This window comes from Chitinimonas violaceus, assembly GCF_052601015.1.
This window is the reverse complement of sequence record NZ_JBQXDJ010000007.1, coordinates 1-22,365: the sequence shown is the minus strand read 5'-3', so window position 1 is coordinate 22,365 and position 22,365 is coordinate 1. Positions and strand designations below refer to the sequence as shown.

At 52.2% G+C, this 22,365-nt stretch carries 18 protein-coding genes and 1 pseudogene; 6 read left to right on the top strand and 13 right to left on the bottom strand.

Going from position 1 to position 22,365, the window contains the following annotated elements; all coding sequences use genetic code 11:
- Positions 1-65 precede the first annotated feature (65 nt).
- From ACUHMQ_RS03920 to ACUHMQ_RS03910, 3 genes are all read right to left on the bottom strand, one after another.
- Complete coding sequence (locus ACUHMQ_RS03920) at positions 66-542, bottom strand: GyrI-like domain-containing protein (RefSeq protein WP_445294146.1); 477 nt, start codon at positions 540-542, stop codon at positions 66-68.
- 163 nt (positions 543-705) lie between these two features.
- A complete protein-coding gene (hemH, locus tag ACUHMQ_RS03915; RefSeq protein ID WP_445294145.1) occupies positions 706-1,794 on the bottom strand; it encodes a ferrochelatase in 1,089 nt (362 codons plus the stop codon).
- A gap of 273 nt (positions 1,795-2,067) precedes the next feature.
- Positions 2,068-2,718, bottom strand: coding sequence for an energy transducer TonB (locus ACUHMQ_RS03910; protein WP_445294144.1), 651 nt, complete (start codon positions 2,716-2,718; stop codon positions 2,068-2,070).
- Between the two features lie 462 nt (positions 2,719-3,180).
- Between ACUHMQ_RS03910 and ACUHMQ_RS03905 the strand changes: the two genes are divergently transcribed.
- From ACUHMQ_RS03905 to ACUHMQ_RS03890, 4 genes are read left to right on the top strand one after another with little or no spacing between them, the layout of a single operon-like run.
- Positions 3,181-5,409, top strand: coding sequence for an RHS repeat domain-containing protein (locus tag ACUHMQ_RS03905; protein WP_445294143.1), 2,229 nt, complete (start codon positions 3,181-3,183; stop codon positions 5,407-5,409).
- Positions 5,410-5,412: 3 nt separating this feature from the next.
- Entirely contained in the window at positions 5,413-7,482 is a 2,070-nt protein-coding gene (locus ACUHMQ_RS03900) for an RHS repeat-associated core domain-containing protein (protein ID WP_445294142.1), read from the top strand.
- The gene (locus ACUHMQ_RS03895; protein ID WP_445294141.1) at positions 7,383-7,721 is read left to right on the top strand and encodes a hypothetical protein; all 339 of its coding nucleotides are present in this window, start codon (positions 7,383-7,385) and stop codon (positions 7,719-7,721) included. The genes ACUHMQ_RS03900 and ACUHMQ_RS03895 overlap by 100 nt, the downstream gene beginning before the upstream one ends.
- A 10-nt stretch (positions 7,722-7,731) precedes the next feature.
- Positions 7,732-8,244, top strand: coding sequence for a hypothetical protein (locus tag ACUHMQ_RS03890; protein ID WP_445294140.1), 513 nt, complete (start codon positions 7,732-7,734; stop codon positions 8,242-8,244).
- 496 nt (positions 8,245-8,740) lie between these two features.
- On the opposite strand, the gene ACUHMQ_RS03885 is transcribed toward ACUHMQ_RS03890, so the two are convergent.
- From ACUHMQ_RS03885 to ACUHMQ_RS03865, 5 genes are all read right to left on the bottom strand, one after another.
- Positions 8,741-9,043 (bottom strand): hypothetical protein, encoded by a 303-nt coding sequence (locus tag ACUHMQ_RS03885; protein WP_445294139.1) that lies wholly within the window; start codon positions 9,041-9,043, stop codon positions 8,741-8,743.
- A 291-nt stretch (positions 9,044-9,334) separates the two neighbouring features.
- Positions 9,335-10,114 (bottom strand): substrate-binding periplasmic protein, encoded by a 780-nt coding sequence (locus ACUHMQ_RS03880; RefSeq protein ID WP_445294138.1) that lies wholly within the window; start codon positions 10,112-10,114, stop codon positions 9,335-9,337.
- A 285-nt stretch (positions 10,115-10,399) separates the two neighbouring features.
- Positions 10,400-11,143 (bottom strand): hypothetical protein, encoded by a 744-nt coding sequence (locus ACUHMQ_RS03875; protein WP_445294137.1) that lies wholly within the window; start codon positions 11,141-11,143, stop codon positions 10,400-10,402.
- A 247-nt stretch (positions 11,144-11,390) separates the two neighbouring features.
- On the bottom strand, positions 11,391-12,254 hold the full coding sequence (locus ACUHMQ_RS03870) for a hypothetical protein (RefSeq protein ID WP_445294136.1): 864 nt from the start codon (positions 12,252-12,254) through the stop codon (positions 11,391-11,393).
- A 243-nt stretch (positions 12,255-12,497) separates the two neighbouring features.
- On the bottom strand, positions 12,498-13,820 hold the full coding sequence (locus ACUHMQ_RS03865; protein ID WP_445294135.1) for a sodium-dependent transporter: 1,323 nt from the start codon (positions 13,818-13,820) through the stop codon (positions 12,498-12,500).
- Between the two features lie 680 nt (positions 13,821-14,500).
- Here ACUHMQ_RS03865 and ACUHMQ_RS03860 point away from each other — a divergent pair.
- Entirely contained in the window at positions 14,501-16,354 is a 1,854-nt protein-coding gene (locus ACUHMQ_RS03860) for a M64 family metallopeptidase (RefSeq protein WP_445294134.1), read from the top strand.
- 161 nt (positions 16,355-16,515) lie between these two features.
- Here ACUHMQ_RS03860 and ACUHMQ_RS03855 read toward each other — a convergent pair whose 3' ends face one another.
- From ACUHMQ_RS03855 to ACUHMQ_RS03840, 4 genes are all read right to left on the bottom strand, one after another.
- Entirely contained in the window at positions 16,516-17,490 is a 975-nt protein-coding gene (locus tag ACUHMQ_RS03855) for a CapA family protein (RefSeq protein WP_445294133.1), read from the bottom strand.
- Positions 17,491-17,492: 2 nt separating this feature from the next.
- Positions 17,493-17,798, bottom strand: a complete 306-nt coding sequence (locus ACUHMQ_RS03850; protein ID WP_445294132.1) for a hypothetical protein — start codon at positions 17,796-17,798, stop codon at positions 17,493-17,495.
- Between the two features lie 197 nt (positions 17,799-17,995).
- A complete protein-coding gene (locus tag ACUHMQ_RS03845) occupies positions 17,996-18,985 on the bottom strand; it encodes a FecCD family ABC transporter permease (protein WP_445294131.1) in 990 nt (329 codons plus the stop codon).
- A 10-nt stretch (positions 18,986-18,995) separates the two neighbouring features.
- The gene (locus ACUHMQ_RS03840; protein WP_445294130.1) at positions 18,996-19,157 is read right to left on the bottom strand and encodes a hypothetical protein; all 162 of its coding nucleotides are present in this window, start codon (positions 19,155-19,157) and stop codon (positions 18,996-18,998) included.
- Here ACUHMQ_RS03840 and ACUHMQ_RS03835 point away from each other — a divergent pair.
- Positions 19,156-21,972, top strand: coding sequence for a valine--tRNA ligase (locus ACUHMQ_RS03835; protein ID WP_445294129.1), 2,817 nt, complete (start codon positions 19,156-19,158; stop codon positions 21,970-21,972). The two genes, ACUHMQ_RS03840 and ACUHMQ_RS03835, sit on opposite strands and share 2 nt — an antisense overlap.
- A gap of 228 nt (positions 21,973-22,200) precedes the next feature.
- Here the strand turns inward: ACUHMQ_RS03835 and ACUHMQ_RS03830 are convergent.
- A pseudogene (locus ACUHMQ_RS03830) lies at positions 22,201-22,365 on the bottom strand (IS5/IS1182 family transposase); the annotation flags it as partial.

Below are 22,365 nucleotides of genomic sequence, written 5' to 3'. Positions count from 1 at the left end.
AGCGGCTCTCAGCAGGGCGCAGAGCCGCACATGAGCCCTGCGCACAGCAAGATCGTAAACGGGTTCTAGAGCTTTTCGACGGCAATATGCAGTGTTGCCTGCAGTGGGCTGTCATAGCGCTCAAAGTCAGCGCTATAGCTACGGCGCCATTCGGTATCCGTGCTAAAAAATTGCCAGACCTGTTGCCAAGCGGTAAATACCGCACTATGCAAGGCTTCGGCTGATTCCGCGTGTGCTTCGAATAGCAAATAGTCGTTGGTTGGTACTTCTGTGGTAACCAGACTCTGCTGATCGGCTGCCAAAGATTGCGTACCCACTGTTAAGTCATAAGCGCCAGTATGGTCAGATTCATATCCTGAATAGACAGCAAAGACTGACTCACTATTTGTGCTGGTCAATAACCCTGATGACAGCACCTCATGCCATAACCCCGGGATACGGGCCAGTTCGGGCTTTAGTTCGTTTTCGTTAAGCGTACGGACACGCATGCCGGTAACGCAAAAGCTTGGCGCTGCGAGAAGAATGGAAGGAGCTTTATGCATAACAGTCTCATATGGGTTGCGGAGACGTCATTTTGCGCAATGTCTCCTGACAGCGAGTTGTCAGGAGACATTGCTTAGAGATGGCTTTGTGCTTAATAAGGAACGATTTGCGACCATATTAGCCGCGTTAGTGTTAATCGTTGCGTGCTTGTTTGGCCGAGGCTTATCGTTTTGCACCGAGTGTAGCTGCCCTGGTTTTCCTGGCTTTTAGCGTAGCAGCATCATCTGGCTGCAATTGCCAGCCGCCAAGATGCGGGGTGATGATCTTGGCCAAGGCAACTATCCAATCCGGCTCGGTATTCAAGGCTGGTATATAGCGGTACTCGCCACCACCGGCAGCCAGGAAATCTGACTTGCCTTCAATGGCAATTTCTTCCAGTGTTTCCAGACAATCTGCAACGAAGCCAGGGCAAATGACGTCGAGCTTTCCTACTTTCTTCTTGCCCATCGAGTGCAAAAGCGTTGTTGTATAAGGCTGCAGCCATTCGGCCCGTCCAAAACGCGACTGAAAGCTGATGCTGTATTGGCCTACCTGTAACCCCAGTCTTTCTGCAAGTAAATGCCCGGTTGTATGGCATTCACAATGATAGGGGTCACCTTTCTCCAGTGTGAACCGTGGCACACCGTGAAAGCTCATCAGCAAATGGTCCCCTCGCCCATGGCGGACCCAATGTTGTTCAATGCGCTTTGCCAGCACTTCAACATAGGGAACAGCATCGTGAAAGTGCTTGATAAAGCGTAGTTCGGGCGGATTACGCAGCGTCTTGATGGCATCGGCAACAGCATCCATTACGCTACCGGTACTGCTTGCTGCGTACTGGGGGTAGAGCGGTGCAATCAGGATATGGTCACAGCCTGCCTCCTTTAGCACTGCCAATTTACTGGCGATGCTGGGCTGTCCGTAGCGCATTGCCCATTCCACCATCACAGGTTGACCTTGGTCACCCATATAGCCTTGCAATAATTTGGCTTGCCGACGGGTATGAATAGCCAGAGGAGAACCATCTTTCGTCCAGATGGTGGCGTATTTTGCGGCCGACTTCTTAGGGCGGGTGTTGAGAATGACGCCATTAAGAATGAACCACCATAAGGCGCGAGGGATTTCTACGACGCGTGGATCGGAGAGGAACTGCTTCAGATAAGGCCGTACTGCCTGCGCGGTAGGTGCTTCCGGCGTACCAAGATTGACCAGCAAGACGCCTACACGGCGAGGTTGGTCATGGCGAAATTCAGGTTCTGCTTGGTAGCCCATGGTGCGGTCTCTGCGTACTGACTGAAAGTCGGCATCATAGCCCGGATGTTTGAAGTAAGGATCAACCTGACTATGGATTCGGGACCTGATGCGATAGTGCCTGATGAATTTGCACAGTTTTGCTAAGTGTTCGAAGAAGCTGTTTACAGTCTCGCAAGCTATAGCAAGACAAAGCAAAAATGCCCGAGAAAGCGGAGTTTACGAATGATAAATGGGCGTACCAAGGGCGTTTTTAACGCCGCATTGCTGCGCACGGCAGACGTTGGATAGCTTCTAAATGTGCGAGGAATCCGAACCTGGAAAAACCCAAGTCGTTTCATACACATAGGTTTTGTTGGACTCTTGCAGGCTTAGCTCTGTTCGTCCATCTGCTCGGGCAAAAGGTGAAGCCATGCGCACCAAGTTCAACGCGGCTTCGTCGAGTAATTCCTGACCAGATCCATTGATGAGCACCGCATTGACCAAAGAGCCGTCTGCACGCACTTCCAACCGAACCCGTACTTCACCTTGCAAAGGCACGCCATCGAGGCCAGTCGGCAAGTTTGTTTGCCCAATAAGTAGTAGCTTGTCTTGCCATTGGATGATTGCATCACTGTCCGCCATTAACTCTCCAACTACCGGCTGCTCATCAGTCAAGGAGTCGGTGGCTGCAGTCGGGCCTTGAGGAGCTGGTGGTGCTTCTGCAGGTGGGGGTAGTTCGGCCGGTACTTCTATAGGTGACTCCAACACAGCAGCCGGTGTGGGTTCAGCAGGGACGGTCTTCGTTAGGATGGTGGATGGACTTAACGTAAGCGGGGTACGGAGGTCCAATTGCGCGTTGATGGTACTGCGCGGGCTCGCAGATTGCAGGCTAACGACTCCCTGCATGGCGAAAAGCAGGAATCCAATATGTAGCAACACAGACAGACTTAGGGCGCACGACATGCGCCGTTTGCATCGGAATACAAAATTCATAGTCGAGCCCTGAAGCAGCAAGTACTGACAGCTTTTTGCCGTTCAAGACCCTGCGCTACTCATAAGGATTTATAAAAATTTCATATGCAACAATGGTTTGCATTGTATATCAGTATGAGTTGACATTCAAATTTATAATAACCTGTCTGGTTGGGGGAGTGCCCTCTATCACCCGTTCAGACCTATCGGAATAGATATGGTAAATATCTGAAGTTACAGTAACTTACCAACACTCACAGTGCGTAAACACGTCCGCCATGCCCGGCTACGCAGCGCGCCGGTTTGATGTCATCCCTCGCACATCTTTGCGTACTGCCGTTCGGCATGCCACGAACGGGGGCTTGTGCCCGGCATCTATATCTAGTGAATCTTGTGGTGGGCCGATTTATTTCCCGCCTTATTATCCATTTTCGCTCCATTCGGCTATCCATCATGCGCTTTCCTATTGCCTTTCTATTTCTTTTAGTTGCCTTTTTAAGCGCACAGACTGTCGCCGCCCCACCCGATCCCCGATATATCTATGTCTATAAGCCAACCCTATGGCACCCGGCGGGTTATCCCCCTTGCCAAGCTGGCTCTCCAAGTGCGGCGATGGAAGCCCCTCCTTGCAAACCGAGCGAATTAGGGCCAGGTCAATCTTGGTCTGATTGGACTTTCACGCATGATGGTTGGAATGCTAGCCGCATGCTGTGTACACCCACTTGGGGCTGTACTGTCATCAATGGCACCCAGGCAGCCGTGGGCGTCTGTCCTAGAGATGAAGGTTGGGAAGCGGTCTGGCCCGAAGTAGACGGTAAGACCGTCACTGCCTGCCGCCACCTCGGTCAATGCGTGGCCCCCAAGGAAGACAATGGCAAAGGGTGTGTTTGTCCCAAAGGGATGAAGGATGACGGTAAGGGCGGATGCATAGACGAAGCCGTCGATCACGACCCTATCAACTTCGGATGTCAGACCGATCAAGCATCTCAAACTTCGCCCACTGACGTCAGTACAACGAGTACCGCAAGCACCACCAACGCCCCTGCCGTGGCACAGTGTGGTAACCCAATTCAACCTGCCACCGGCAATAAATACCAACAGGAAGTCGACTATCTGGGTGTTGGCGCCAACCGGCTGGCTGTGGTGCGCCACTACAATAGCAAAGCAGCTGGCTGGCGTGATGCCAACTTCAAGGACATCAAAAAGCTACTGGAGGAAAATGCTTCCTGGCGGGCAACACGTGCTGATGGTAAGGGTCTCCTCTTCCCACAGGCCGGGGGCACTGAATCACACGGTACCGGCTACAGCCTGCAGGTCTCAGCCGAGGGCGTGCAACTTACCACCCCGGACAACACAGTGGAAAGCTATGATCTGTCCGGTCGTTTGCTGCGTGAACGGCAGCGCGATGGCTATACGCTGACCTATGGCTATAACGCGGCTGGCAAACTTACTACCATCACCGATACCAATGGCCGTGTCCTGACGTATACCTATGATGCGCAAAATCGCATCGAGACGATCAAAACCCCGAGTGCACAGATCCTGCGCTATGGCTACAACCCCAACGGCTGGTTGGCTTCCGTTACCTATCCCGATGGCAAAACTCGCCAATACCTGTACGAAAACGGCAAAGACAACAAACTGCTGACAGGGATCAAAGGCGAAGACGGAGTACGGTTTGCCACCTGGACCTACGACGACCAAGGTCGCGCCATCAGCAGCGAACATGGCAATGGCTTAGACAAAGTCACTCTTGCCTACAGTGGCTTGAGCGCTAGCAGTACCAGTGCATTGGGTTTGACCACCGCCTATACGTTTCAGAATGTTAAAGGCTATCTTGTCCTGCTGACGAAAACCGAGAGCTGTCCTGGTTGTACTTCCACTGTTCAGCAGTTTGAAGTCGAAGCCAGTGGGTTGCAGTCCAAGTTAACCGATCGCCGTGGGATCATCACCAAGATTGAAAGCGACCTGACCCGTTTACTGGAAACCCGGCGCATTGAGGCCGAGGGAGCCCCGCAGGCGCGCACGATATCCACCGAATGGCACCCCACCCTACGCCTTCCTACCAAAATTATCGAGCCCACTCGCCGTCGTGAGTTCACCTATGACGGTGCAGGAAATCTGACTAACCAGACGATGAACGACCTGAGTAATAACAGCAGCCGCAGTTGGCGTTGGAGCTATGACGCACAGAACAGACTGATCGACAGTACCGATGCGGCAGGCCGAATTACACGCTACACCTACGACGCGGCTGGTAATCTCGCCAGCATGGGTGATGCAGTAGGTACGACCCGCTATACCCAGTACAACCCAGATGGTCTGCCACTCAGCATTACCCAACCCAATGGGGCCGTCATCACCTTGGCGTATGACTCACGGGGTCGTTTGATCAGCCAGAAGATTGGCACACTGACGACCACCTATGGCTACACCGTCACCGGTCTACTGAGCAGTGTTGCGACCCCAGACGGTAATCAGCTGACCTATACCTACGACGATGCCCATCGCTTGATTGTCATACGAGACAAACTCGGCAATTCGGTTCGCTATGTGTTGGATGCCGCGGGCAACCGTATTGAAGAAACAGTACAGGACGCCAATGGTGGCCTCAGTGCGCTGATTGAACGCATTGATACCGAACGCAGCGCTCCTATTCAGCCTACTCTCAAAGCGAGCTAAGCCATGCGATTCAATGCTCACGCTATGTCGCTGAAAGCCAGCGCATTACTCGCTGCCTTGGCTACCGCCTGTATCATCCTGACACCGGCTTACGCCGCCACCGTCCAAAGCGTCAAGCGTGAGTTCGATGTCCTCAGTCGTCTGCAAAAGGAATCCCGTCCCGATGGCAGCTGGGTCAGTTATGGCTATGACCCCAATGGCAACCGCACCGAGATGCGTGACAACCTCGGTCGAGTCACCACCTATACCTACGATGCCCTTAACCGCCTAAGTACCGTTACCGATCCAGCGCGTGGCGTCATCCGCTACGCTTACGACGCTGCGGACAACCTGGTCAGCGTCACTGACCCTCGTGGTTTGGTTACCAGCTACGAGTACAACGGCTTTGATGAGCTGCTGAAGCAAACCAGCCCCGATACCGGGATAACCCAGTACAGCCGCCTCAATGGTGGCCTGCTGGCTACCCGTACTGATGCCAAGAACCAGAAGACCCAGTACGAGTACGACACGACAGGCCGGGTCAAGAAGCTCACCTTCGCCGATGGCAAAACACAGACCTACACCTACGGTACTAGCGGCAGCAATACGGGTTCGATCACCGAGATTGCCAACCCCACCGGCAAGATTGGCTACAGCTACGACAGCCTGGGCAGACTAGCGAGTGAAAAGCGCTCGACCTGGAACAAGGACTACACCGCCAGCTATGGCTACGACACAGCAGGACGGCTGAACAAGCTGACCTACCCCAGTGGCCGTATTGTCACCTTCTTTTTCGACGCAGCCGGCCAAGTCAGCAAAGTCACCACCAAGCAAGGTACTGCTGCAGAGAAGATCATTATCCAGAACCTGAAGTATCGGCCATTTGGTCAGGTGCAAAGTTGGACCTATGGCAACGGCGAAGTCCGTACAAGCAGCTACGACAATCTCAACCAGCTCACCAGCATGAGCCTCGGTGACAGTACGCTGACCCTGGGTTACGACACTGCTGGTCGAATCACCAGCCAGAAGATCAGCGGCGGGTGGTGGGAAAGGCTGTTGCAACGCCTGGGGCTACCGATTGGGCAAACTCATAGCTACGGCTACGACAACCTGGACCGCCTGACTGAATGGAAAGATGGCCGTGTTATTACCCGCAATGGCTTTCCGTTCTCGCCCAGCCAGGGGTATGGCTATGACGCCAATGGCAATCGCAAATCCTTACGTAGCGACGATGCGGTCTTCTCACAAGATATCGATGCAAGCAGTAACCGACTGAAAGCCAGCTCGGGTAATGGTGGCAGCAATCCTGTTTACCAATACGACGCCAATGGCAGCCGTACCAGCGGCAATGGCAGTTACAGCTACGACGCAAGAGGCCGACTGATCGAAGCCTCGGGGGCGCAATTCACCATAAATGGACTTGGTGAACGGGTTGCCAAGACCTACCAGGGTACCACCACCCTGTTCCATTACGACCAATGGGGCCGGTTGATTGCGGAATCGGATCAAACCGGCAAATTCAAACGCGAGTACCTCTATTTCGGCGATACCCCGGTTGCACTTGTTGATAACGGCATCGATGTCCGTAACATCCATACCGATCACCTGGGCACACCACGGCTGGTGACCGATGCCACCAAACGCGCCATCTGGGCGTGGGAACTCGGTGAACCATTTGGTGCGTCCAACGCGAACGAAGACCCGGAAGGGACAGGGGCGAAGTACGCCTTCAACCTGCGCTTCCCGGGGCAGTATTTCGATAAGGAAGCCGGTAACCACTACAACTACTTCCGGGATTACGATCCGAAAACTGGACGGTATTTGCAAAGTGATTCGATAGGATTGGCGGGGGGATCAATACCTACGGCTATGTTTACGGTAATCCGCTCAGCTACAGCGATCCGTTTGGACAGGCAAAGCAAAGTCCTAACAGCGCATATTGTCGTGACCTTCGGAACAAAATTCAGAGAGGACGCGATGAGGTTGCGAAACGAATGCAGGAACTCGATCAGGATCAGTTCGGGCTTCCGGAGCGACTACCAAACCCAGCAAACGAGACGTTTTATGCGACCCGCCGTGGGCATCGCACGCTAGTTAACATCCGCGATCAGCAGACTAGGCGCCTTGAGAAGAAGTACGACGAAGACTGCGGTGGTGGGGACGACGACAATGCCTCGTCAAACTCATGTGAGGTGTGCCCATCTGGCTCTACCGTAGCCAAGGCCGCAGGAGCCGGCGCCGCAGCCTATGTAGCCTATCGGTGTGCTCGGATGTTGCCGTCCTTGTTGCCGCCGCTTTGGTGGACTATTCCAGCCAACGCAGTCGCGCCTTGAAGGAGACTATATGGATTTTGACGCTGCATATCATCGATTATCGGACCCCGATAAATTAAGAAATCCGGGGCCTGCTCATCAGGTTTCGAATGAGTTTGAGGATTCACTTCTCGGCATTGAAAGGATGCCCGAAGAACATTTCAGATTTATTAGTCGAGTGTTCTCCGATGCGATATTGCTCGCAAGGCCGGGGCTTGAATACTTGGTTATGGCTCTTTATTCCGACAAGGAAAAATTTTCTGACGCCCAGTTGAATAGCTTGTTTGATGGAATTGAGCGTCACTATGATTTGGTTCAGGATGAGGCGCTTGCATATGCATTTTTCGACTTTGTTTCTCGAGCCATGGAGCCGGTCAGAGCCTTGAGATTGCTAAAGAAAACTTTGGCCAAAACAAAAAATCGCGCGGCGCTCTCTGGAATTCTGCTGGGTTTGGACATTCTGCGTAGGTCTGACAATGCTGCTGATAAAGAAATTGCGGCACTAATAGCAGATGCTGAAAATAAATTCAGATCCATTTCATAGGGAAGATGGTTTTCGAAATAAAGCTTGTCCATTGAAAATCTTTTGCGTTCCTAAAAAAGACGTATTTCGTGGATATGAAACACCAACCGTGTTTCCCCATTCATCATCAATGTGGTAACACACTCGCGCCCTTGATGCGCTTATTTGAGGAAAAGCTGGTTTGGGATAAACCGACCCGGCTTTCTTCATCTACAAGCAAACCATTCGAGGCAAAAAGTCATCATCACAGTGCACCCAGTCGGCATTGCCGTCTAAATGCACGCACTCATCCCGGTCGGTCCACCATTCAGGCGGGCCGGATTCGGCAAAGTGATCAAAATAACCCCTAGCAAAGGGCGGAGGTTCATCTAAACGACTGTTCAAGCCGTTGCCTGTCTAACACTAGCGATATAGCTTGTAGAAACAATAACACCGGCCTTGGGCCGGTGTTGTTTTACTTCTGTATTTCAGCGCTGCGACAGCCAAGCTGAAAGAAAAGTAGTGAGTTGCGGGCAGCTTATTGCTTGCCATCGGGCTTGGCTTCACCTTTTTCGTGCTTGGTGGCGTCAGCCTTTTCCGCCTTCTCTACTTTTTCTGCCTTCTTGTGCTTCTTGGAAGTCGACTTTGCAGCATGTTCTACTGGCTTGGTTGCTTCTACAGGCTTGATGGCTGGGTCTACTTGCTTTGCTGCAGGTGCTGCTGGCGTAGCGACTGGTGTTGGTACAGCAGCGGGTTTTGCGGCGGGTGTTTCTGTAGCCATTGCGCCAAACGAAGCTGCGGCAAAAGAGGTGGCGATCAAGGCGGTAAACAACTTCTTCATGGTGTGATCCTTTCAAAATGTTTTCCGATTCGACCGTTGCACCCTGCAGCGGCCGTCCGTGCTGCACACATTAGGCGAGTTATGCTGAACGAATCCTGAGCGGCAATTGGCATAGTTTTACCAAGGCGAGGTTGTATCCTTTTGGCATCGGATGCATTTATATGGCTTGGGAAAGGATGGTGGGTTTACTGGAGGGGGTAATGCTGGATGTGACAAAGCACAGCGATGGGTTTGGTGGCTATAGCCGGTAATCTATTACCTATCTTTGCGGATGATTTACTTCCAGGCCGGTTAAAACGAGGCTTCGTCCATACCGTATTTCTTGATAATCGCTTTAAGCTGGCCTGACTTTTGTATGGCCTCCAGCCCTTCATCAAATGCGGCAGCGTAGTCTTGGGAGTGCTTCCCTAGGGGAGAGAAGCCAATCCAGATAGGTGTTGTTTCAAGGCAGCTTACTTGCTTGAAATGGCTTGTCTGATGGGTTTGCTCGAGATAATGACTGGCCACCTTTGCGTCATCGAGCATGACATCGACGCGGCCCAGTATCAGTTTCTGGAAGTGTTGTGGCAGGTAGTTTTCGGTACTGAGAAAGTCGATGGTTCCTTTCCCTGTACCACCGTTACGAATATAACTATCCATTTCCTTGTTATTAAATGTCTGTCCTTTAAGTACGCTTAACCGCACAGACTTGAGTGAGGCTATACCGTTATATTCCCAGTTAGATGTAGCGAGGACGTAAAAGCAGGGTTGGTAGCGGCCTGTTGACCGGGTAGGAAAAATCAAATCGGGGGCATCGGTCTTGACGATACCCAGCACCGCATCCATAGCCCCGCTCTGTGTACTGGCCATTTGGCGTAGCCAAGGCAGTTTGGTAAACGTGCTTGAGAATCCTCCTTTCCGCAGCGCAGCCGTGGTGATCTCAACCAAAGCGCCTGGAGCAGTTTGGTCATCGCAAATATAGGGGCACCAGGGGCTAACCGTGATTTTCACCGGCTCAGCTGCATAGACTTGCGTGGCGGATAGGAACAGCAAACCACCTATCCAATGCAGCTGGTTGACGACACATCGCATTACAACTCCCGGGGAAAATGGAATTGCAGTGCTCGAAACGGCACCTAGTCTTTTAATTGGTTATAGCCCGTAGGAGGAATAGGTATGAGTTAGCGCGGTGGTATTTGATGTATGTATGCTGGGCTCTCGCCCGTTGAGACGATATTAGCCAGCCATCAACGGAGTTTGAACGGGTAGTCAGTATGAGCCGAAAACAGAAAAGCCGATGCATGGAGTGAGTCCTGCATCGGCTTTCCGGGTACATGCCCTAATTCCCCGGTGAGGGAGAGCTGTACCGCTTACCGGTTAAGGTTGTGGCGCGAAGTAGAACACCAAGTTATCGAGCGACATTTGCTTTTGCTTGCTGCCCAGGTCGATCACAGCGTAGTTGAAAGTCTCGCTCACTTTGGAACCCCGAGGCTTGTTAGCGATAGCCATGACTACGTCCACTTTGCCACTTTGCCCTAAGCACTCTGGGTTTGCAGGGATGGGAGATGGTTTTATCTTATTTTCCATCAGCTTGGCCGTGGCCAAGTCATGGCCGCTGTAAAGCTTTGCGGACAGAACATCGTTACAGGTATTGCTTGTACGGTTGTAGGTAACTGCGGCTAAACCGATCAAAGGTTGGTCGCTATAGATGGTGAGATAACGTTCTCCCTCTGGGCTGGGGCTTTGTTTTAAGAATGTACGACCAAATATTTCATCACGGTATTCAATATTGTTGGCGTTACCAGCTGTCCAGGGAACATTTACAAGTTCTGGCGCAGTTCCTGAACTCGACAGTGGTTGGCTGCCGAATGCAAGTTTGACGGTACCTTGCCCCAGTTTCAGCGAGCCATTGAGCCATGTCGTACTAGCATTCCAAGTTTCAAAGTCAATCTTAAGCTGGATTGGTTCGGGCTTAATACTGGATTGCATGACAGCGCCAATTAGAAACTGAGAACTATCCCAAATAGCTCCTGAGTTCATGTAATAAAGTGAGTCGTCGGCATACGCGAGGGGGGGGATGGATAATACAAGTCCAACGATGCATTTCTTGATGTACTGCATGAATTTCCTCTTGAACATCATTTGAAATTACCAACTGAGGTGTCGTCTTGGCGATATGAGCTGCCCCGGTCCGTAGATGAATTAAAGGCTTCTCAATGACAATGGTATGTTGAATGGAAGGGCATTGTCACTAATCTGTGAGGACTATTCATCTCTAAGCCCAGCCATAGAGAGGTAAGTTGTTGAAGTGGTTTGCTATTGGATGGAATGCTTCTTCATTTCCGTCCTTGCTGGAATAGCCCCTAATTTAAAAGTACAGAAGGTCTTTCGCGACAGCGCTTCCAACAGGTTGATTGGTCAGCTGTAAGATAGTCTCGCGTGTGAAATAGTTGATGCTGCCTAGAGACCTGCCTAGGCTGCTGAAGTATATGTCCTGCAAAGTCAGCGCTTTTAGCTGTAGTCGATATAGGTTTTGCATGAACGGGTCGTCGCTTTGTGGATCGAGCCATTCTGCAGTGATAAGCGGGGTCAGCGTAGGTCGGCTGGCATGGATAGCCCAGATTTTGGATACTGAGGCTATCCAAATCAGATTACGTAATTTGTATGCGCTTTCTGCCGTGGAAAAATGACTGTCGGCGCCTTTACCACCGTTCTGTTCGACGATATCGGCATCATTAGGATATTCCTTGGCATGGAATACGATACCGTAATCGGTAATACCGTCGTGCTCGAATGAGAAAATATGCCCATGAAACAAGTCGTTTTTTGAGAGCTGGAATATATAGCCTTGGTTGCGCAGTCCGGCAATCGTGGTACCGAACAGATTTTGGAAATAACGCTGCATTTGCGCATCGCTAAATTGCCAGGGTGAATTGCCGCCACCACTTCCCCAATTTCTCACAGCGGTTGGAACATTGATAGGCTGAAGATTTTGCTTATCTACCCAGCTGGCTTGTAGGCTGCGTAAAAATTCGCGTGAAGTCATTTGCCGTGGAAAGGCGAGTGGCGCAGCAAGAACGCGTGCGTCAACACCACCCTCTTCACGTATCAATTTCATTAAGAGAGCACGAGCAATATCTGTGCGATCTGTATTGGTGCTGGCATAAGCCGAATTGGAGATCAGGCTGAAAGCTAAAGCCAGTATGCTGAGGTAAAGCGGATAGGGTCGCATGAATAGGTCTTATTAGATTTGCGTAAAGGAGCTAATTGCTAAGCAACAGAATTATCTCGAAACTAATAAGTGGTTGTGTACCTATATGCGATTAATGCTCTTTTCTGCCGCAGAAATTGAACAAGGACACACCTAAAAGCCACAACTCTGTTGTGATACAGCGCGGTAAGACTTATCCGCATCCTGTATCACACTAAAGCGTTGGTCTTCAGCGAGTGCCCTGAATCGTTTTAGCGAGGCGGGTTAAAGGTTGTGGAACCACACCACGCAAATGACGATAGGTGCGACTACCGCGCACAGCACACGGAAAACCGGCAAGATGCGGCCCGCACCTTGGGCACTGAGCTCATTGTGGATACGTGGCCAGATTATCCAGCCAACAAAGAGGGCTGCCAGCAAGCCACCTGCGGGCATCATGATGTTGGATGCCACATAGTCCATGAGGTCAAACGGGTTCTTCCCAAAGAGTGTAGCGTTAGCCAAGGGGCCGAATGACAACGCTGCGGGTATGCTGAGGCCATATGCCGCGATGGCAGTAGTGATGGTTGCCTGCTTACGCTGCATGCCAAATTCGTCCATCAAGAACGAAACAATCGGTTCCAGAATGGATACCGATGATGTGAGTGCCGCGAATATCAGCAACAGAAAGAAGCCAATCGCGAAGAATTGCCCTGCCGGCATTTGCGCAAATAAAGCGGGCATCGTGATGAATGTCAGGCCTGGTCCTGCAGCGGGGTCGACATTGAAAGCAAATACGGCCGGTAAAACCATTAACCCTGCCAATAAACTTGCCAAGGTTGCCAATACAGTAATCCAGAGGGTAGCACCGACAAGTTTTGTTTCCGGTGCAATATAAGAACCGTAGGCAATAATCATCCCTCCACCAACTGATAGGGAAAATAAAGCGAGGCCCATGGCTTCGATAACCATTTCACTACTGAATTTTGTGAAATCAGGCGTAATGAAATACATCACGCCGTGGATAGCACCGGGCAATGTCAAAGAGCGTGAAATCAGAATAAGCATCAAGATGAATAATGCGGGCATCAGGATTTTGCTGGCACGCTCGATGCCTTTTTCAATGCCACCCAATACAATTGCTGCGGTAACGATGGAAAATAGACCTGTATAAATTAAAGCCTGGGTGGGGCTGGCTATGAATGAGTTAAATAAACTCCCCAATGCTGCAGTGTCTCGCGTCAGTATTTCACCGGTAATCGATCGCAATAGGTAGGAAAATGTCCATCCACCTACAACGGAATAGAATGCCAGAACAATAAAGACACAAAGGACTGAGAGCCGCCCAGCCCAGGGCCATGCCCCGCCTTTTAAATCGCGGTAAGCAGTTGTTGCAGATTTTTTAGCGGAACGGCCAATCACCATTTCAGCCAGCAACATTGCAATACCAATAGTGAAGACGCAGGCCAAATAAACCAGCAGAAATACACCACCGCCATTTTTCCCTGCTACATAGGGAAATTTCCAAATAGCTCCCAAGCCGACGGCGGACCCTGAAGCCGCCAAAATAAATCCTAGTTTGGAACCCCAACTTGCACGTGAAGACATCGCTTGCTCTTTTAGTAGTAATGCCCCGATTGTGCAGATTCACAAAGATGGCACAAGTAGAGAAAACACTAGCTTTTGTCGGTTGATCTGTGGAAAAACACGTTTTTTATTAATGGCTTAGGCTGCTCTTCTGTGCTTGCTAGCGCCACTTACGTTGGCTTCTTAGCAACCCGGAAACTGTTCACGATTCGTCACAAGTGGCGGTCAGCAGGGCGAAGAGCAGAAGTCGGAAGATATTTTTTGGGGGGAGCGTGCAGGGTGGCAATAAGGCTCTTCTCAAAGGTAATTTTTCTGAAGAGAGCCGCTGAACGGTAGGGGATGCAAGTAAAGCATGAAACCCCGTCAGCTCAATGCCTTAACAATGGCCTGTACGAAAGCCAGGGACGGAATGGCATTAGTAGGGTGAGTTTGTTCATTGACATGCAAATGTCATCAAAAATATGCTGCCTCGCGATTTTGCATGTAGCTACGTCGGATCGTTTGGCGTACGTCATTGCAAATAACTAATTTGAAGTGGTGGGTCACTTGGTTGCGCAATACGCTGATGTTATGCCCAGAAATACTGATGGATTGTGGTAATCGATAGCAGGTGGAAAAAGTGTGTATAGCTTTTATGAGTTTGCCTAGACCGTTCTGTGTTCATAACTTTTGTTGAATTAATTTTAAGATAGAAGGACATCATGAAACATTATTCAATCCCGCTTTGGTTGGGAGTTGCCGTGCTAGGTCAGGTGGCTCATTCAGCCGATAACTTACTGCTACGAGTTACGCAAACCAACAATCGTGGCGCAAGTGATTATGAGTTGACTCATGCTCAGACTGGCGATTTCTCCACGACACCCGATACGGCAAAAGCCAGTGCGTCGGATATCTACGTTGTGGGGCGTGATAGCAAGGGTAAGGAGATATTCCGCAGCAGAGTAGAGAACCCGGCAGTTCTGCATGCTGAAGCCTTTGATCCGAGTACTGGGCAGATTGAGCAGGTAAAGCCGATTCTGCAACCCCAGACCGCTTTCGAGGTGCGAGTTCCATCCTCGGCAAAATTGGATCGCATCGAACTTGTATCGAAGCCTGTCCGCAGTGTGTCGAATACTGGGATGGCTGCTGAGGCGAGTATAGTCGGCACATCTACCACTACGAAGTTCAGCCGTAAGCTGATTGATAATCTGATCAATAAACCACAAGCGATGATGGATGCTGCACCAGCAACTACAACGATGCTCCATAACACGGGGTCTTCTGCCAGCCGGCTGGATATCGTATTGATTGGTGATGGGTATACTGCCAACGAGATGGGTAAGTGGGCGAGTGATGCAAAGAAGGTGGCAGATGGCCTATTGGTTGATCCGTTGTTTGCGTCTAAGCAGGACCGCATGAATATCCGCCGGGTCGACGTGGTGAGTAACAATTCCGGTGTGACTGAGCTGGATAAGAATATTCGCAGGGATACTGCCCTAGGAGTGGAAGCAGCTTGCAGCGGCATAGAGCGCCTAGTCTGCGCTGACAATACTAAGGTGCTCAATATTGTTGGGGCAGTAACTGCTGCAGATGCGCGTGACCTGATAGTGGTGGTGGCTAATACAACGCGTTACGGTGGTTCTGGCGGTCGAACTGCGGTTTTGACCATGGCTGACAGTGCTATCGAATTAGCTTTGCATGAAATAGGCCATACGCTTTTCCGCTTGGCTGACGAATATGACTACGGTACCTGTAACAAAGGCAATGAGCCAAGTGAGGGCAATGCAACCTTGCAGAGTTCGCGTTACGCTGCGAAATGGAGCAATCTGATCCCCGCCAATGTACAAGTCCCCACACCGACTAATCGCGTACCTAATGGTACGGTGGGTTTATTCGCTGGTGCCCGTTATTGTGACCAGGGTATGTATCGCCCGACAGAAAATTCCCGTATGCGGACTTTGGGCCAGCCTTGGCACGTTGTGAATGAACGAATTGCCAGTGCAGTAATCGATAGCTACTACAAGCCGGGTAGCGGTGGTACTGGTACTGGTACTGGTACTGGTACTGGTACTGGTACTGGCGGTGGTAACGTCAGCAAGTACGAGAGTGGTGGTAAGTACATGCATGGTAGCGTTGCCGAAGTCGGTGGCAAACGCTACACACTCACGCTGTTGGTAAACAATCAGCCCGGCGGCACTTACTGGATCTGGGGTGGGTCCTGTGATCCATCCTCCTGCGGGGAGCGCAGCCCATTTAGACATGGTGGCTGGTTAAATGCCTACTGGACCAGTGCGGGTAGTGGCGGCGGTAGCACTGGCGGTGGAGGTACTTCGGGCGGTGGAGGTACTTCGGGCGGTGGAGGTACGAAAGCCACAAGTACTTTTGATGAATATCGTCAGTATCGGGGCGGTGACAAGGTTCTGTTTAATGGGCAGAGCTACACGTTTACCGTAATTATCGATGGCGCCCAGTCAGGCAATTATCCTATCTACGGTAGTACTTGTGCTCCCTCGCGTTGTACGTATTCTCAGCCTTGGGTTAACACGGATGGACGTTCATCTGCCTACTGGCAATAAATACTTAACGTAATTGAATTTCTTATCCCCTGTACCCGAACAAGGTCAGGGGATTTGATTTTTTAGTATCGACAGCCCATGTGTTGTGAATCAAAGGCTAGCCAATAATCAAATAGAACTGGGCTTTGAGCGGGTTTCTACCAGCAAGTTAAATAGACACGTCAGTCTGTTTGTGTGTTCAAACAGTTCTGTATGCCTTCTTTGCCACGTTCTCCGCACGGGCTAGGGTGGTTCAATAGCGGACGCGGGGTACCGGCATCATCCATATGAGCTGTGATAGTGTCCCAACGCTGTACACCTTGCTTGTCGAGTTCAAGCCGTAATAGCCAGCCGATACGTCCAGGCCCCTCGGTGAAGCCATCAAATACAAAGTTCCCCAGGCTCCATATGATGGGTTTGCCGCGATATAGGGTAGCGCCTTGAGTAACGTGCGGATGCCCCCCAACTACTGCATCTGCACCGGCGTCGATCATCAATTGAGCCAATTGTTGTTGACGGCTGTTGGGTTCGGTCTCGTGCTCCCAGCCCCAGTGCATGAAGGGGATGACGATATCGGCGCCTGCAGCCCTGGCAGCTTCGATGTCTTGGACCACATGGCTGTCTTCGCTCCAGGCTATCCCTGGTTGATTGGCGCCGGCTTCAAAACTACGAGGTTTGAATTCGTTGTAACTGAGAAGGGCAATACGCAAGCCCTTACGTTCTACCCATAGTGGCTTATGCGCCTCGGCCAGATTGCGTCCGCCACCGAAGTGGGCGATGCCACCAGCTCTGATGTGTTGAATAGTTTCCTGGAAAGCATCGCGGCCATAGTCACCAGAATGATTATTGGCCAGCGCCAGGGCATCAAACCGGCCTTTGAGTTTCTCGACGACTCTTGGATGCGCACGGAAGGTGAAAATCTTATTTTCGAGCCCCTTGCCAACCGTGGCGATTGGGCATTCCAGGTTGGCGATCCGGTAATCTGCATCACGCAAGAAAGCGTCGAATGGTGCGAGTGGGTCGCCACCAGCTGCAATCGTCTTGCCAGGACCATCGTCAAGCATGATGTCGCCAGCGATGAGTAGACGTACCGTGTTGGCCTGTGTTGCCAAGGCGGTGAGTGTACAGGTCAGCCATAGCAATTCCCGCAGCCTCATGATTACCTCCCGCGGTTTGTGATACCGGTGCCGAGTTCACACCAGTATTGCAACTCACCGTCCCGTACCGGCTCGTACACGGTTTGCAAGCCTGTAAAACCATACCGTCCTTGTTGGCGCTTGATCGGATAAGGATGAGTGGCCTGATGAATCGGGGTTGCGCCCTGTTCACGATCGGCATAGGTATAGAGCTTGATAGCGGCGAGCGCCTTGGGGGTGGTTTCGAACACAATGCGAAACAAAAAATAAGAGCCGATGGCTGTTGTGCCTACCTGATAGGGAATTGGGGTTGGTTTGGCCTGCAGCAAATGGGTTTTCCCCGCATAACTAACGTGGCAACGCACATCTTCAGCTGCGTAGCAGATCTGGCTTGCCAAGCAGATGCAAACTGAAAGAAAAAGGCGCAACAGTAAGGTCAGCATGGCGTGCACGGTTTTGATAACGGAGGCTGGCCATTATCCGGTAACCCTATGGCTTGACGTGGGATGGCGGTGTAAAGACGCGCTCAGTGTCGGTTTTTAATCAGTAGATAAAGCAGACACGGTGCACCAATCAGATTGAGCAGTGCGGCAAGGGGAAGCTCGGTGGGTAAAGCGGTGCGGGCCAGCCAATCCACACAAAGAAGGTAACCTGCTCCGGTCAGTGCTGCGGCAGGAATAAGGTAGCGATGGCCCGGTCCCATGACATAGCGAGCCAAATTGGGAACGACAAGACCAACGAAACTTAATGCGCCGCATACCGAAGCAGTGAGTGCGACCAGAAGTGCAGTCAACACCAGCAGCCGGCGGCGTAAACCCAGCAGGTCAAACCCAAGGTGGTAAGCTTCTCTGTCGCCCAGCATCAAGGCATCCAGCGCACGGTATTCACGCCAGATAAGGTAACTGCAGGCACACAGGGCGGGTACCTGCCAAGCAAGGCTGGCCCAGCTGCCATTTGTAAGGCTGCCCCATGCCCAAAGGGCTGCATTGCGTGGGACATAGGCATGTTCATCCAATAAAGCCAGACCACCACTGGCCATTGCATTGATTGCCACGCCCGTCAGCAACAGCTGCGCACTGCCACGGCTGTGGCCGATGGACCATGCCAACCAGATGGCGGCCAGGCTGCCCGCGAAGGCGGCGGGCAAGGCAGCCATATCCGGAACGCCACGTACGGCAAGCAATGCCGCTAATGCCGCTGCCGATGAAGCGCCGATCAGACTTGGCTCAGCCAGTGGGCTGCGAAATGCGGTTTGCATTGTGCTGCCGGCTATGGCCAATGCTGCACCGCAAACTAGGGCCAGCACAATCCTTGGCAGCCGGATATCCACCAGAATAGAACGTAATGTCTGGCCGGTTTGATCGGCTGGTACTGCCAACAACAGGCCAGGAATACGCCATATGGGGATAGCAATCTCTCCACTGCTGGCTGCCAGCAGTGCCAACAACAGCAAGCCCAGTGCGATGAAGCTTAACGCATTGGGTACTTGATGGCGGGGTAGGGGCAGGTACCGCATGGTCTGGTGCTTACACCTTGTTGGTACTGAAGTCGTGTGCCAATTCCCGGTCTTGCTGTGTCTTACCTGCTGCCAATTTTTCGCGATGCATTCGAGCCGGCGCTTGCAGCCCGGCTAGGGCGCTTTTCCCCGTATAATCCGCAGCTTCCGAAACACACAAGATCTGCATCATGGAACTCGCCAAAAGCTTCGAACCCGGTGATATCGAGCGCCGTTGGTATGCCCACTGGGAAACGTCCGGCTACTTCAAGCCAAGTATGGACGCAGCAGCTCCCGCCTTCAGCATCCAATTGCCGCCGCCCAATGTCACCGGCACGCTGCATATGGGCCATGCCTTTAATCAGACCATTATGGACGGCCTGACGCGTTACTACCGAATGAAAGGCCACAACACTTTGTGGGTACCGGGTACCGACCATGCCGGTATCGCTACTCAGATCGTGGTGGAGCGCCAATTGGGCGAGCAAGGTATATCGCGGCATGATATGGGGCGCGAAGCTTTCAACACCAAGGTGTGGGAATGGAAGGAGAAGTCTGGCGGCACCATCACTGGTCAGATGCGTCGCATGGGTTGCTCGGTTGATTGGGGCCGCGAATATTTCACCATGGACAGCGTGCGTTCGGAGACTGTGGCTGAAGTATTCGTACGGCTATTCGAGCAGGGCCTGATCTACCGCGGCAAGCGCTTGGTGAACTGGGACCCGAAGCTGGGTACGGCGGTGTCGGACCTTGAAGTGGTAAGCGAAGAAGAAGACGGCCAGATGTGGCATATCCGCTATCCGGTGGTGGGTAGTGAAGAAGCCATCGTGGTGGCGACCACTCGTCCGGAAACCCTGCTGGGTGACGTAGCGGTAGCGGTGAGTGAATCCGACGAGCGCTACACCCACCTGCATGGCAAACAATTGCAATTGCCGCTGACAGGGCGGCAGATTCCGCTGATCGTGGACGAATATGTCGATGCTGCTTTTGGAACCGGTTGCGTCAAGATCACGCCAGCACACGATTTCAACGACTATCAGGTAGGTAAGCGCCATAACACCGCCCTGATCAACGTCATGAGCTTGCAAGCCAATATGCTGGCCAATGCCGAAGTATTTAGCTTTGATGGCAAGCCGGCTGAGTCGATTCCTTTACCAGCCGCGTACGCTGGCCTTGATACCAAGGCGGCCCGTAAGGCGGTGGTGGCAGATTTGCAGGCACAGGGTTACCTGGTGGAAGTTAAGCCGCATAAGCTGCAGGTGCCGCGTGGCGATCGTACCGGTTCGGTGATCGAACCTATGCTGACCGACCAGTGGTTTATGGCCATGACCAAGGTGGGCGAGGGCGACCCGACAGGCAAGAGCATTACCGAAAAGGCCATCGAAGCGGTTGAAAGCGGACAGGTGCGTTTTATTCCAGAGAATTGGGTTAATACCTACAACCAGTGGATGAACAATATCCAGGACTGGTGCATCAGCCGCCAACTTTGGTGGGGACATCAGATCCCTGCGTGGTATGACGAGGACGGCAATATCTATGTCGCCCGTTCCGAGGCCGAAGCCCAGGCGAAGGCCCCAGGCAAGACCTTGCGCCGCGATGCCGACGTGCTTGATACCTGGTTCAGTTCGGCCCTGGTGCCTTTCAGTACTATGGGCTGGCCGGAAGCGACGCCGGAATTGAAGATGTTCGTGCCCTCCAGCGTGCTGGTAACCGGTTACGAAATCATCTTCTTCTGGGTGGCGCGCATGATCATGATGACGACCCACTTCACCGGCAAGGTACCGTTCAAGGATGTCTACATCCATGGCATGGTGCGCGACAACGAAGGCAAGAAGATGTCGAAGTCGGAGGGGAACGTGATCGACCCCGTCGACCTGATCGACGGCATCGCGCTTGAACCCTTGATCGCCAAGAAAACCACGGGCCTGCGCCGGCCGGAAACTGCCCCCAAGGTGGAAAAGAAAACCCGCCAGGAGTTGCCAGAGGGCATTCCAGCTTACGGTACGGACGCATTGCGCTTCACCATGGCCAGCTACGCCACGTTGGGCCGCAATGTGAACTTCGATTTCAAGCGTGCAGAGGGTTATCGCAACTTCTGCAACAAGCTGTGGAATGCCACCCGCTTTGTATTGATGAATGTCGATGGCAAGGATTGCGGCCAGGACGAAAGCCTGCCGTTGGCGTTCAGCTTTATCGACCAGTGGATCATTGGCCGTCTGCAACAGACCGAGCTGGAAGTAACCGAAGCGTTGGATACCTATCGTTTCGACTTGGCTGCCCAGTCCATCTACGAATTTGTGTGGAACGAATACTGCGATTGGTACGTGGAGTTGGCCAAGGTGCAGCTCCAGAACGGTAATGAAGCACAGCAGCGGGCTACTCGCCGAACGTTGGTGCGTGTGTTGGAGGTGGCGCTGCGTCTGGCGCATCCGATTACACCGTTTATTACTGAAGAGCTATGGCAGACAGTAGCGCCACTTGCAAACGCAAAGAAGACAGAGTCGTTGATGCTGGCGCAGTGGCCGATTGCCCAGCCCGATAAGATCAACGCGGCAGCCAATGCACGCATGGAGACCTTCCGTGCCCTGACCATGGCGGTGCGTACCCTGCGTTCTGAAATGAACTTGGGCCCATCGCAACGCGTGCCGTTGTTTCTTGAGGGGGCTGCCGCTGACCTGGCAGAGTTCGGCCCTTATCTGCAGTTGCTGGGTCGCTTGGCAGAAGTGCAGGTGGTTGGCCACTTACCCGAAGACGATGCCCCGGTGCAGGTTGTGGGTGCTACCCGTTTGATGCTGAAGGTGGAAATCGATAAGGCTGCTGAAACCATCCGGTTAAGCAAGGAAGTTACGCGCCTCGAAGGAGAAATCGTCAAGGCTACCGCCAAGTTGGCTAATCCGGCGTTTGCCGATAAAGCCCCTGCGGCAGTGGTGGAGCAGGAGAGGAAGCGGCTTGCCGATTTCAGCGAGACGGTGGGTAAGCTGAAGACGCAGCTAGCCAAGCTGGCTTAGAACCTGTTTAAAGTCTTACGAGCTAGAGCGAGACAAGGCAAAAACAGCCGAGGATGCGGAGTTTACTTATGGTAAATGAGCAATCAGAGGGTGTTTTCAACGCCGTATCGCTGACGCGCAGAAGACTTTGAACAGGTTCTTAGAACCTGTTCACGATCGTGCTGCGTAGCTGTGATCAGGGCTTATGTGCTGCTCAAAATCCTCATGTACCTAGGGTCTGTTGACGTTTCACATAGGTAGCCATAGAAACCCACAGGCCATGGCAGCCATGCTTTCATAGTTCCGTTTCAGTTTGTCGAACCGGAACGCCACTGCACGGTAATGCTTCAGCCTCGCAAAGGCGTTCTCGACCAAATGCCGGTAGCGATACAACCACTTATCCAAATCGGCATT

Bases quoted from the DNA above. Each gene is read 5' to 3' on its own strand.
- ACUHMQ_RS03920 (WP_445294146.1), bottom strand. From the start codon at position 542: ATGCATAAAGCTCCTTCCATTCTTCTCGCAGCGCCAAGCTTTTGCGTT.
- hemH (WP_445294145.1), bottom strand. From the start codon at position 1,794: ATGGGCTACCAAGCAGAACCTGAATTTCGCCATGACCAACCTCGCCGT.
- ACUHMQ_RS03910 (WP_445294144.1), bottom strand. From the start codon at position 2,718: ATGTCGTGCGCCCTAAGTCTGTCTGTGTTGCTACATATTGGATTCCTG.
- ACUHMQ_RS03905 (WP_445294143.1), top strand. From the start codon at position 3,181: ATGCGCTTTCCTATTGCCTTTCTATTTCTTTTAGTTGCCTTTTTAAGC.
- ACUHMQ_RS03900 (WP_445294142.1), top strand. From the start codon at position 5,413: ATGCGATTCAATGCTCACGCTATGTCGCTGAAAGCCAGCGCATTACTC.
- ACUHMQ_RS03895 (WP_445294141.1), top strand. From the start codon at position 7,383: ATGCAGGAACTCGATCAGGATCAGTTCGGGCTTCCGGAGCGACTACCA.
- ACUHMQ_RS03890 (WP_445294140.1), top strand. From the start codon at position 7,732: ATGGATTTTGACGCTGCATATCATCGATTATCGGACCCCGATAAATTA.
- ACUHMQ_RS03885 (WP_445294139.1), bottom strand. From the start codon at position 9,043: ATGAAGAAGTTGTTTACCGCCTTGATCGCCACCTCTTTTGCCGCAGCT.
- ACUHMQ_RS03880 (WP_445294138.1), bottom strand. From the start codon at position 10,114: ATGCGATGTGTCGTCAACCAGCTGCATTGGATAGGTGGTTTGCTGTTC.
- ACUHMQ_RS03875 (WP_445294137.1), bottom strand. From the start codon at position 11,143: ATGCAGTACATCAAGAAATGCATCGTTGGACTTGTATTATCCATCCCC.
- ACUHMQ_RS03870 (WP_445294136.1), bottom strand. From the start codon at position 12,254: ATGCGACCCTATCCGCTTTACCTCAGCATACTGGCTTTAGCTTTCAGC.
- ACUHMQ_RS03865 (WP_445294135.1), bottom strand. From the start codon at position 13,820: ATGTCTTCACGTGCAAGTTGGGGTTCCAAACTAGGATTTATTTTGGCG.
- ACUHMQ_RS03860 (WP_445294134.1), top strand. From the start codon at position 14,501: ATGAAACATTATTCAATCCCGCTTTGGTTGGGAGTTGCCGTGCTAGGT.
- ACUHMQ_RS03855 (WP_445294133.1), bottom strand. From the start codon at position 17,490: ATGAGGCTGCGGGAATTGCTATGGCTGACCTGTACACTCACCGCCTTG.
- ACUHMQ_RS03845 (WP_445294131.1), bottom strand. From the start codon at position 18,985: ATGCGGTACCTGCCCCTACCCCGCCATCAAGTACCCAATGCGTTAAGC.
- ACUHMQ_RS03835 (WP_445294129.1), top strand. From the start codon at position 19,156: ATGGAACTCGCCAAAAGCTTCGAACCCGGTGATATCGAGCGCCGTTGG.
- ACUHMQ_RS03840 (WP_445294130.1), bottom strand. From the start codon at position 19,157: ATGATGCAGATCTTGTGTGTTTCGGAAGCTGCGGATTATACGGGGAAA.